The sequence below is a fragment of the Streptomyces sp. NPDC111606 genome (genome assembly GCF_055656945.1).
Genome location: NZ_JBVKBY010000007.1, coordinates 346,379 through 357,556 on the forward strand (window position 1 = coordinate 346,379; position 11,178 = coordinate 357,556).

The 11,178-nt window shown below is 69.9% G+C and carries 9 protein-coding genes and 1 tRNA gene; 6 read left to right on the plus strand and 4 right to left on the minus strand.

Going from position 1 to position 11,178, the window contains the following annotated elements; translation table 11 throughout:
• Nucleotides 1–49: 49 nt before the first annotated feature.
• Both ACZ7M7_RS26010 and ACZ7M7_RS26015 read left to right on the plus strand, forming a co-directional pair.
• A complete protein-coding gene (locus ACZ7M7_RS26010) occupies nucleotides 50–514 on the plus strand; it encodes an SRPBCC family protein (RefSeq protein ID WP_472120606.1) in 465 nt (154 codons plus the stop codon).
• Nucleotides 515–553: 39 nt separating this feature from the next.
• Nucleotides 554–625, plus strand: a tRNA-Val gene (locus tag ACZ7M7_RS26015).
• A gap of 53 nt (nucleotides 626–678) precedes the next feature.
• On the opposite strand, the gene ACZ7M7_RS26020 is transcribed toward ACZ7M7_RS26015, so the two are convergent.
• Entirely contained in the window at nucleotides 679–1,404 is a 726-nt protein-coding gene (locus ACZ7M7_RS26020) for a 3'-5' exonuclease (protein ID WP_383629250.1), read from the minus strand.
• 168 nt (nucleotides 1,405–1,572) lie between these two features.
• Here ACZ7M7_RS26020 and ACZ7M7_RS26025 point away from each other — a divergent pair, with 168 nt between their 5' ends.
• The 3 genes from ACZ7M7_RS26025 to thrS all read left to right on the plus strand — a co-directional run bounded on the left by ACZ7M7_RS26025 (nucleotide 1,573) and on the right by thrS (nucleotide 5,520).
• Nucleotides 1,573–2,196, plus strand: a complete 624-nt coding sequence (locus ACZ7M7_RS26025) for a DUF4365 domain-containing protein (RefSeq protein ID WP_472120608.1) — start codon at nucleotides 1,573–1,575, stop codon at nucleotides 2,194–2,196.
• Nucleotides 2,193–3,422: a hypothetical protein gene (locus ACZ7M7_RS26030; RefSeq protein WP_427841950.1), complete on the plus strand. Its 1,230-nt coding sequence runs from the start codon at nucleotides 2,193–2,195 to the stop codon at nucleotides 3,420–3,422. Before ACZ7M7_RS26025 ends, ACZ7M7_RS26030 begins: the two co-directional genes overlap by 4 nt.
• Nucleotides 3,423–3,543: 121 nt before the next feature.
• Nucleotides 3,544–5,520, plus strand: a complete 1,977-nt coding sequence (gene thrS, locus ACZ7M7_RS26035) for a threonine--tRNA ligase (RefSeq protein ID WP_472120610.1) — start codon at nucleotides 3,544–3,546, stop codon at nucleotides 5,518–5,520.
• A gap of 34 nt (nucleotides 5,521–5,554) precedes the next feature.
• On the opposite strand, the gene ACZ7M7_RS26040 is transcribed toward thrS, so the two are convergent.
• The gene (locus tag ACZ7M7_RS26040) at nucleotides 5,555–6,214 is read right to left on the minus strand and encodes a potassium channel family protein (RefSeq protein WP_383607850.1); all 660 of its coding nucleotides are present in this window, start codon (nucleotides 6,212–6,214) and stop codon (nucleotides 5,555–5,557) included.
• 78 nt (nucleotides 6,215–6,292) lie between these two features.
• Between ACZ7M7_RS26040 and ACZ7M7_RS26045 the strand changes: the two genes are divergently transcribed.
• The gene (locus ACZ7M7_RS26045; protein ID WP_427841953.1) at nucleotides 6,293–6,841 is read left to right on the plus strand and encodes an HIT family protein; all 549 of its coding nucleotides are present in this window, start codon (nucleotides 6,293–6,295) and stop codon (nucleotides 6,839–6,841) included.
• Nucleotides 6,842–6,975: 134 nt separating this feature from the next.
• Here ACZ7M7_RS26045 and ACZ7M7_RS26050 read toward each other — a convergent pair whose 3' ends face one another.
• A complete protein-coding gene (locus tag ACZ7M7_RS26050; RefSeq protein WP_383629251.1) occupies nucleotides 6,976–8,637 on the minus strand; it encodes a hypothetical protein in 1,662 nt (553 codons plus the stop codon).
• A gap of 181 nt (nucleotides 8,638–8,818) precedes the next feature.
• Nucleotides 8,819–11,017, minus strand: a complete 2,199-nt coding sequence (locus tag ACZ7M7_RS26055; protein ID WP_472120613.1) for an elongation factor G-like protein EF-G2 — start codon at nucleotides 11,015–11,017, stop codon at nucleotides 8,819–8,821.
• Nucleotides 11,018–11,178: the final 161 nt, after the last annotated feature.

Here is an 11,178-nt window from a genome sequence, read left to right on the forward strand (position 1 = left end):
TCCGTACTCAGATACGGCGGAAACCCTCTGGCGGGGGCAGACTCGGCCCATGGACTGGAGCCACTACCGCTTCCGCACCCTGTGGGCCCTGCCCGCGGCACCCGACACCGTCTGCGAAGCGCTCGAACAGGCCGAGCACTACCCCCGCTGGTGGCCCCAGGTGCGCGAGGTGAACCGGATCGACGACACCAGCGGCGTGATCACGATCCGCTCCGTCCTCCCGTACGACCTGACCTTCACCGCGCGCGAGGTGCGTCGGGACCGCGGGGCGGGGGTGCTCGAGATCGCCATGTCCGGCGACCTCGACGGCTGGGCGTGTTGGACCGTCACCGTGGGTCCGGACGGCAGCGGGACCCTCGCGCGCTACGACCAGGTCGTCGATGTCAACAAGCTGCTGCTGAGGCGTCTCGCCGTACCCGGGCGGCCCCTCTTCCGCGCCAACCACTGGCTGATGATGCGCTCCGGACGGCGGGGTCTGGCGGCTCACTTGGCCCGCGGCCATCAAGCGGTTTGAAGGAAACGCGCGGGGACCTGTATTGTTCAGTCCGTTCCCGGGCGATTAGCTCAGTGGGAGAGCGCTTCGTTCACACCGAAGAGGTCACTGGTTCGAACCCAGTATCGCCCACCGGGAAAGGCCGGTCCGCCACAGCGGACCGGCTTTTTTGTGCGCCTTGCCTCCTATGCGGCCGCCGGCAGATCCGGGCGCAGTGGCCACGCCGGGTCCACCGCCTCGTCGCTGCCGCTGCGGGCGAACCACGCCTGCAGCCCACGTGCCTGTGCCGCGTGCCACACCGCCTGCAGTGTGTGCAGCTCGGCGGGGGACAGGCGCTCCAGGCGGGCGGCGAAGCGGCGCCCCACCGCCCGTACGACCTCCAGTGAGGCCAGAGCGTCGGCCGCCGCGTCGTGCGCGCCGTCCAGTGTGACGCCGTAATGCGCACACAGGTCGGTCAGGGTGCGGCGGCCCTTGCGATAGCGGTCCAGATGCTTGTCCAGGACGCGCGGATCGAGCACCAGCAAGGGCATCGTCTCGAACCAGTGGTCCAGCGAGGAGGCGCGATGACGGCGCAACTCGCGGTCCAGCAGCGTCAGATCGAAAGGCGCGTTCATCACCACGATCGGCCTGGCCGTCGCGGCCTGACCGGCCAACTCCTCGGCTATCTCCTGCATCACCGGCGCCGGCCAGCGGCCGTTGCGCTGGAGATGCTCCTCCGTCAGTCCGTGTACCGCCGTCGCCGCTTCCGGCACCGGGACACCCGGGTTCACCAGCCACTGGGTCACCCGCGGCCGGGTACCCGGGGCGTCCTGGACGACGACGGCCGCCGAAACGATCCGGTCGGTCTCGACGTCCACGCCTGTCGTCTCCGTGTCGAATGCCGCCAGCGGCCCCTCATACCAGCACGCCATACCTACACAACCCCTCGTTCACCCACGGCAGCTGACGTACCGTCTTCTGCCCGTTTGGTGATACCCGGGCTGTTTGCGGCGTACGCCGGGAGGACACAACAGGAGTGCGGGTCTTTGCAGTTCAGGGGCCCGCTACGGGGATTCACCTGGCGTGGAAGGCTGTTGGTCATGGCGATAGCGCAGCCCGAGCGGGGCGGGCTGCTGCCCGAACTCACGGGCCCCCGTCGCGGTTCACTCGCCACCACCGCCTGCATGGAGACACTGCAGGTGGGCTATCTGCACGCCGTCGCGGCGGCGGCCGGGTGTTCGCTGTCGCAGCCCTTTCCGGACAACGGCATCGACTGGCACGTCAGCCACAGCGCGCCCGGCCACACGGTCGACGACGAGGTCACCATAAAGGTGCAGCTCAAAGCCACTTACCAGATCGCGCCGAACCCGCCCGCCCGTCTCCCACCACCACCCTCAGCGGAGGGGGCTGCGCCCCCGCCCCCGCAGCTCCGCCGGTTCTTCTCCTTCACGCTCGACAACGACCACCTGGCGAAGCTCGCCCGCACCCCGGTCTCGGTGCACAAGATCCTCGTCGTGATGCTCGTTCCGCGCACCCAGGACGACTGGCTGCGTGCCAGTCACGACCGGCTCGACCTGCGGCACTGCTGCTACTGGGTCAACCTCGCCGGCCACGCGATCACCGGCCGGCGCCGTACGACCGTGCGGATACCGACCTCACGCATCTTCGACGACCGGGCGCTCTGCGAGATCATGACGCGGGTCGGTACGGGAGGCAGACCATGACACATCGCCCCCTGGAGGAGCCGGTACGGCCAGTCAGGCCGCACCCGGTCCACGCGTCCTGGGACCGTCCCCCCGAGCCCGGCGACGTGGACCCCGCCGTGCTCAGCGCCCTGCTGCACCGGCACGGCTGGCAGCGGCGCGGAGGAGCGGCGGGACGCTACGGCCGCTGGACCCCGCCGGGACCGGGCGGCAACGGCACGAGCCTGCTCGTCCCCGAGTCCCGCGCCTTCCCCGACAGCGACGACCTGCTCGGCGAGGCGCTCGACGCGCTCTCCCGCAGCGGCACGCCCGCCGCGCGCGAGGTGCTGGTCGGGCTCGCCGTGCCCAGCGACGAGGTCCGCTGGTGGCGGGACGCGCCGAGCGGGCCGGCCGGCGCCGCGCCCTGGACCGTCGAGGAGGAACTGCGCACCGCCGCCCGCCAGATGCTCCTCGCCGCGGCGCTCGCCACGCGTGCGCGTGCCGGCTACTACGGCGCCCGGCACCGCCGCTCGGCCGCCGCGATGCTGGAGAGTGTCTTCGTCGGCTCCGCGGCCGGCGGCAGCCACCTCGCCGCCTTCGTGCCCGTCGGCGCGGGCCGCCCGCTCGCCGTACGTCTCCACCAGGCCCTGTACGCCGCTCGCGAGGCCATCGACTACCAGCGGGCCACCGGCGGCATGGACGCCTTCGACGGCGCCGTCGAGGCAGGCGTCAGCCGCGAGCTCACCGAAGCCCTGATCGCCCTCGTCCGCGGTACGGAGGGGGCACGCATCGCCGTCGAGTGGGCGCCCGCGACCGGGGTGCCCGAGGACTGCGCGGGCGGAGTCGAGCCGGTCGAGTTCTCGCCGGGCGACCTGCCCGTGCTGCGTGAGGCCGGGGCCCGCTACCTGCGCGAGGAACCCTCGGTGCCGGTCCGGATCACGGGCGCGGTCGTACGGATGCGCCGGTCGGGAACGCGCGGCGAGGGCACCGTACGGCTGCGCGTCATCGCGGGCGCCGAGATACCGCACATCCGGCTGACCCTGGACGAGGAGTCGTACCGCATCGCCGGCCACGCCCACCTGGTCGGGCTGCCGGTGCGGGTGCACGGGCGCCTGGAGAGCCGAGGCGGCTTCCGCAAGATCACCGGGGCCTCCGACGTCGTACCCGTACAGGTGGACGAGGCCGAACGGGACCGGCTGATGAAGTCCCTCCAGGAGGACCTGGACTTCTTCGAGGAGGCCTGCGGCGGGGAGGACGCCGGGGACTGAGGGATGCCCGCCCGGGACTGAAGGTGACCGTTTCGCGGTCGGCCCTCCGAGGTCGGTACGATCGCGTAATGCGCGCGCTCCTGGTATGGCGCCGCATTCCACCTTCAGTCAGGAGAGACCGGTGTCAGACGTCCGTGTGATCATCCAACGCGATTCCGAGCGGGAAGAACGCGTGGTGACGACGGGCACTACGGCGGCCGACCTCTTCGCCGGCGAGCGCTCGATCATCGCCGCGCGCGTGGGCGGCGAACTCAAGGACCTGTCGTACGTGCTCGCCGACGGCGAGGAGGTCGAGGGCGTCGAGATCTCCTCCGAGGACGGTCTGAACATCCTGCGCCACTCCACCGCGCACGTGCTGGCGCAGGCGGTGCAGGAGCTCTTCCCCGAGGCCAAGCTGGGCATCGGCCCGCCGGTCAAGGACGGCTTCTACTACGACTTCGACGTCGAGAAGCCGTTCACGCCCGAGGATCTCAAGGCCATCGAGAAGAAGATGCAGGAGATCCAGAAGCGCGGGCAGAAGTTCGCCCGTCGCGTCGTCACCGACGAGGCCGCCCGCGAGGAGCTCGCCGCCGAGCCCTACAAGCTGGAGCTGATCGGCCTCAAGGGCTCCGCCTCCTCCGACGACGGCGCGGACGTCGAGGTCGGCGCCGGTGAGCTGACGATCTACGACAACCTGGACGCGAAGACCGGCGACCTGTGCTGGAAGGACCTCTGCCGCGGTCCCCACCTGCCGTCGACCCGCGCGATCCCGGCGTTCAAGCTGATGCGCAACGCGGCCGCCTACTGGCGCGGCAGCCAGAAGAACCCGATGCTCCAGCGCATCTACGGCACCGCCTGGCCGACCAAGGACGAGCTCAAGGGTTACCTCGATTTCCTCGCCGAGGCCGAGAAGCGCGACCACCGCAAGCTGGGCAACGAACTCGACCTGTTCTCGATCCCCGAGCAGATCGGCTCCGGCCTCGCGGTCTTCCACCCCAAGGGCGGCATCGTCCGCCGCGTGATGGAGGACTACTCGCGCCGCCGCCACGAGGAAGAGGGCTACGAGTTCGTCTACACCCCGCACGCGACGAAGGGGAAGCTCTTCGAGACGTCCGGGCACCTGGACTGGTACGCCGAGGGCATGTACCCGCCCATGCAGCTCGACGAGGGCGTGGACTACTACCTCAAGCCCATGAACTGCCCGATGCACAACCTGATCTTCGACGCGCGCGGCCGTTCCTACCGTGAACTGCCGCTGCGCCTCTTCGAGTTCGGGACCGTGTACCGGTACGAGAAGTCGGGTGTCGTGCACGGCCTCACCCGCGCGCGTGGCTTCACGCAGGACGACGCGCACATCTACTGCACCCGTGAGCAGATGTCGGAGGAGCTCGACAAGACGCTCACCTTCGTCCTCGGCCTGCTGCGCGACTACGGCCTGACCGACTTCTACCTGGAGCTGTCCACCAAGGACCCGGAGAAGTTCGTCGGCTCGGACGAGGTCTGGGAGGAGGCGACCGAGACGCTGCGTCAGGTCGCCGAGAAGCAGGGGCTGCCCCTGGTCCCGGACCCGGGTGGCGCCGCCTTCTACGGGCCCAAGATCTCCGTCCAGACCAAGGACGCGATCGGCCGTACCTGGCAGATGTCGACCATCCAGCTCGACTTCAACCTGCCGGAGCGCTTCGACCTGGAGTACACCGGTCCGGACGGCGCGAAGCAGCGCCCGGTCATGATCCACCGCGCGTTGTTCGGCTCGATCGAGCGGTTCTTCGCGGTGCTCCTGGAGCACTACGCGGGCGCCTTCCCGGCGTGGCTGGCCCCGGTCCAGGCCCTCGGCATCCCGATCGGCGACGGGCACGTCGACTATCTGGAGAAGTTCGCCGCGGCGGCCAAGAAGAAGGGCCTGCGGGTCGAGGTCGACTCCTCCTCGGACCGTATGCAGAAGAAGATCCGCAACGCCCAGAAGCAGAAGGTGCCCTTCATGGTCATCGCGGGCGACGAGGACATGGCCAACAACGCCGTCTCCTTCCGCTACCGCGACGGCTCGCAGGAGAACGGCATCCCGTTCGACGAGGCCATCGCGAAGATCGCGCAGGTCGTCGAGGAGCGGGCGCAGGTCTGATCCGGCCGACCACGATCACGAGGCCCCCGGGAGCTCAGCTCTCCGGGGGCTTCGTGTCGCTCTCGCGCGAGAAGATCTGCAGCAGCCAGGAGGAGAACGATCCCGTCACGGCGCCGAGCAGCGCCAGCCCGCCGGCCATCATCGCGATCGCGATCGACCGGCCACGCGTGGTCACCGGGGTGATGTCCCCGTATCCGACCGTGGTGAGGGTCGCTGCGGCCCACCACAGCGCGTCCCCGAACGTCCGCATGGTGGCGCCCGGCGCTCCGCGTTCGGCCTGGTAGACCGCCAGGGAACCGGCGAAGCCGAGCAGCAGGGTCGCCAGGCTCGCGTAGGCGATCACGCGGGCGTGCAGGGAGAGCCGGGGTTCTCCCTGCCGGTGCTGGATGACGTCGTAGAGCGGAACGATCCGCAGCGGCCGCAGCAGCGGCAGGACGACCACCACGGTGTGCAGGAAGTGGGTCCTGGCGAAGCGCAGGAAGCGCCCCCCGAAGAGCCGCCAGCGCACGGCGTAGTCCACGGCGAACAGCAGCCAGAGCGCAATCATCGTGTAAAGGCACACGTCCTTCCAGAAGGACGGCATGCTCACCGCGAGGACACGGGCGGCATAGGCGGCCAGGAAGACCAGCGACGCCAAGAACAACGGAATCTCGGTGCGCTGCTCCCAGCGGGTGTAAGGGCTGTCGTCGTCCACTGGGCCAGCTTGGCCGGTGGCCGCCCTCCCGTCGCCCCGGCGACACGCCACGAACGGACGACGCAATATGCTGCACGCATGACGAGTGAGCCGGAGCAGCAGTGGGGAGTGGGGATCCAGGACGCGTTCCAGCGCCTGTGGACGCCCCATCGGATGGCCTACATCCAGGGTGAGAACAAGCCGACCGGTCCCGGCGCGGACGACGGCTGCCCCTTCTGCTCGATCCCGGCCAAATCCGACGAGGACGGGCTGGTCGTCAAGCGCGGCGAGCAGGTGTACGCGGTCCTCAACCTCTACCCGTACAACGGCGGCCACCTGATGGTCGTGCCCTACCGCCACGTCGCCGACTACACCGACCTCACCGAGCCGGAGACCGTCGAGCTGGCCGCCCTGACCAAGCAGGCGATGACGGCCCTGCGGACCGCTTCCGGGGCCCACGGTTTCAACATCGGCATGAACCAGGGCACGGTCGCCGGCGCCGGCATCGCGGCCCACCTCCACCAGCACATCGTCCCGCGCTGGGGCGGCGACACGAACTTCATGCCCGTGGTGGGCCACACGCGGGTGCTGCCACAGCTGCTGGCGGACACCCGGAAGATGCTGGCGGAGGCCTGGCCGGCAGTTTGACGCTTGGGCCGACGGTGCCGATCGACCAGCCCGTCCGGCGCTCGAGGACGAGGCCATTGAGGCCGAAGGGGGTCTGAGGGCGCAGCCCCCAGGGCTGTCACCCAGACCCACCTCGCGGCTCAACCGCCGGAGGCCTACGCGTCGTAGACGTCGGCCTTCCTCGGCATCGGGTCCTGTACCGCCGTGCTCAGGAACGCCGACCGTGAACCGAACTTGTCGGTGTCCACGCCGTTCTCGTCGAGCACCTTGATCGCCGCGGCATGCACCACGCGCAGCACCGGCGTGGCCGCGCGCAGCGCGTCGTCGGCCATGAACCGGTGCCGCCAGGGCTGGTCCGCCCACGCGTGCCGCAGCCCGAACGGCTCGGGCAGCCCCATCGTCCCGCCGAGCCAGTTCAGCAGCGGCGGATACCAGGAGATCGGGGCCCGCACCGCCAGCCGTACCACCTCGTCGGGGTTGACCAGCGGAAGCTTCACCTTGCGGGTCTCCCACGGCTTGAACGACTTGGTGACCTCCTTGGTCGGCGCCTCGGGCTTCTCCTGGAAGAGCCCGTTCACCGGACCGAGGGCATGACCGGTCACCTCGATGCGCAATGTCTCGTGCAGGACGGTCACCGTGATCAGCATGGTGATGATCAACTGCCCGTCCCAGAGTGTCCACTGGACGCCCAGGTAGTGCCGGTCACCGCTGCCGAACTGCTGCTTGTTGCAGATGTCCTGTATCGCGTGCGTCTTGACCTGGTACGCCTCGACGTCCGTGCCCTCCGGGCGGGACACCGCCTTCGCGCCCTCCGCGATCGGCGTGACGACCCAGTGCCGTATCGAAGGCTTGGGGAAACCACCGGTGTTCAGCGGACCGCGCTCCAGCATGCGCAGCTGGTCGTGGATCGAGCGGATGACGTCCCAGCTGCGGAACGGGTGGATCTCCCGCGTGGAGTCCGCGGCCACCAGGTCCTCCGCCAGCTGCCAGCTGCCCCAGCGTGTGCCCATGCCGAGTATCCCCTTGGGCCCGGCGTAGAACACGGAGTTGGACTGCTGCTCGGCGCTCAGCTTGGCCAGCGACTGGCGCAGCTGCTCGGCCTGGGTCTCGGTGGGGCTGGTCGGCACCGCCTCCGGCACCTTCGCGCCGACGCTGCTGCCGGCCAGCAGGCTGTCCCAGCGCTCCCGCAGATCCCTCGCGGTGCGCTCGCAGACCTGCTTGGCCCAGAACCAGCCGACCACGGGCATGAGGACCGAGGCCCGCGCATACCAGGCCCAGAAGCCGGTGAACGGCATGCGCAGCAGGAAGAGCACGGCGAGCGCGCCCACCGCCACGAGCAGCACGGAGGCGAGGGCGCCGCCGCGCTTCTCGTCCCGCTTGACGATGGTGGTGCGCAGCGTGAAGACCAGCAGCCACACCAAAAGGCCGGGCAGGAACAGCACACCGCAGATCACGGTGATGGCGCTGAGCATCCGGTCCCGCGCCTTGCGGATGTTGTTCGCGGCCAGACAGTGCTCGACGACGACCTGCGGCTCGGTGCCGAAGGACTGGATCAGGGGCTTGCGGCCGCTGCCGAGCATGCGGTCGACCACGGCCCGTGAGAAGGCCTCACCGAGGTTGGGACGGAAGATCCTCGCCCAGCCGCGGCCCGCCTTGATGTCGGTCTTGTGCCACTCGTTGTCGGCCTTCTTGATGTCCTCGTACGGATTGTCCCGATAGGCCGCCGAGGCCAGCGCGAACGTCGCCGTCTGGCCCTCACCTGCCGTGCGCGGCACCTGCGGACCGAAGATGTCCGCGTAACCGCTCTCAACGGTCATTCCCGCCCCCGATCGCCGCAGTGTCGCTTCTGCGGCCTTCCCGACTTCCGTACTTCGCACACCTGTTGATCAATGATCAGCGTATCCTCCGGCACTGACATTCGTCGGCGGACGGCCGAAGCCGCCCGCCGACGCGGAGGGGAGCGTTCCGCACAGGCCACTTGGTGGCGCCGGGCGCCAACTACGAGGCGTCGCGCGCCTCTTCACGAATCCTTTCCGCGATCTGCGCCGGCATCGGTTCGTGCCGCGCGTACGCACGGTTGAAGCGTGCGGTGCCGTGCGACAGCGAGCGGAGATCGACGGCGTACCGCCCGATCTCGATCTCGGGCACCTCGGCCTTGATGAGGGTGCGGCTGCCGTTGGTCTGCTCGGTGCCGAGGACACGGCCGCGCCGCCCGGACAGGTCGCTCATCACGGCGCCGACGTAGTCGTCACCGACCAGGACGGACACCTCGGCCACCGGCTCCAGCAGATGGATCTTCGCGTCGGCCGCGGCCTCGCGCAGCGCGAGCGCGCCGGCCGTCTGGAAGGCGGCGTCGGAGGAGTCCACCGAGTGCGCCTTGCCGTCGAGCAGCGTGATCCGGACGTCGACGAGCGGGTGACCGGCCGCAACTCCCCTGGCCGCCTGGGCCCTTACGCCCTTCTCGACCGAGGGGATGAACTGCCGCGGCACCGCGCCGCCGACGACCTTGTCCACGAACTCGATTCCCGAACCGCCCGGCAGGGGCTCCACCTCGATCTCGCAGATCGCGTACTGCCCGTGCCCGCCGGACTGCTTCACATGCCGGCCGCGGCCCGCCGACTTGCCCGCGAACGTCTCCCGCAGGGAGACCATGTGGGGTACGACGTCGACCTGGACGCCGTAGCGGTTGCGCAGCCGTTCGAGTGCGACGTCCGCGTGCGCCTCGCCCAGACACCACAGCACGACCTGGTGGGTGGCCTGGTTCTGTTCCAGTCGCATGGTCGGGTCCTCGGCGACCAGCCGGGACAGGCCCTGCGAGAGTTTGTCCTCATCCGCCTTGCTGTGTGCCTGGATGGCGAGCGGCAGCAGCGGGTCGGGCATCTGCCAGGGCTCCATCAGGAGCGGATCGTCCTTGGCCGACAGCGTGTCGCCGGTCTCCGCGCGGCTCAGCTTCGCCACGCACGCGAGGTCACCGGCGATGCAGTGGCTGAGCGTGCGCTGCTGTTTGCCGAACGGCGCCGACAGGGCGCCGATGCGCTCGTCGACGTCGTGGTCCTCGTGGCCGCGGTCCTCCAGGCCGTGCCCGGAGACGTGCACCGTCTCGTCGGGGCGCAGGGTGCCGGAGAAGACCCGTACCAGCGAGATCCGGCCGACGTACGGGTCGGACGCGGTCTTCACGACCTCCGCGACCAGCGGCCCGTCCGGGTCGCACACCTTCAGTGCGCGCGGTTTGCCGCCGACCGTGGTGACCGCGGGCGCCTCCCGCTCCAGCGGGGTCGGGAACCCGCGCGTGACCAGCTCCAGCACCTCGATGGTGCCGAGCCCCTGCCGGGCGCCGTCGGTCGCGGGCGCGGCGGCCAGGACGGGATGGAAGGCTCCGCGCGCGACGGCCCGTTCCAGGTCCTCGATCAGCGTCTTGACGTCGACCTGCTCGCCGCCGAGATACCGGTCCATCAGGGTCTCGTCCTCCGACTCGGAGATGATCCCCTCGATCAGCCGGTTGCGGGCCTCCTCGATCTGCGGCAACTGGTCCTCGCCCGGCTCGGACTCCTTGCGCTCCCCGGAGGCGTAGTCGAACAGCTGCTGCGACAGCAGCCCGATCAGTCCGGTCACGGGCGCGTGCCCGTCGGGTGCCTGCGGGCCGTGCAGCGGCAGATACAGCGGGAGCACGGCGTCGGGGTCGTCCCCGCCGAAGGCCTCCGCGCAAATCCGCGTCATCTCCTCGTAGTCGGCCCGCGCGGACTCCAGGTGCGTGACGACGATCGCGCGCGGCATGCCGACGGCCGCGCACTCCTCCCACACCATGCGGGTCGAGCCGTCCACACCGTCCGAGGCCGAGACAACGAAAAGGGCCGCGTCCGCCGCTCGCAGACCGGCCCTGAGTTCCCCGACGAAGTCGGCGTATCCGGGGGTGTCCAGAAGGTTGACCTTGATGCCGTCCCATTCGACCGGCACCAGGGAGAGCTGTACCGAGCGTTGCTGCCGGTGCTCGATCTCGTCGTAGTCCGAGACGGTGCCGCCGTCCTCGACGCGGCCCGCCCGGTTCACCGCCCCCGCTGTGAGCGCGAGGGCTTCCACCAAGGTGGTCTTGCCCGATCCGGAGTGGCCGACCAGTACCACATTCCGTACGGACGCGGGGTGGTCGGCCGCTGTAGCCCTGCCGGCGGCTCCGGGGTGTGCGTTCGCCTTGTCGCCCATGATCTTGCCTCCCGTGCACGGTGAGGTCACTGTGGGCGCGGACATACCTTTCCGCGTGCGAGGCGGCTCCGGTGACGCCCGCGGTCCTTCGAGCTTTCCACTCCCGTCACGGTGCGTCCATACGGCGGACGCGATCGCGCCACCCGGCACCGGTGGACCTG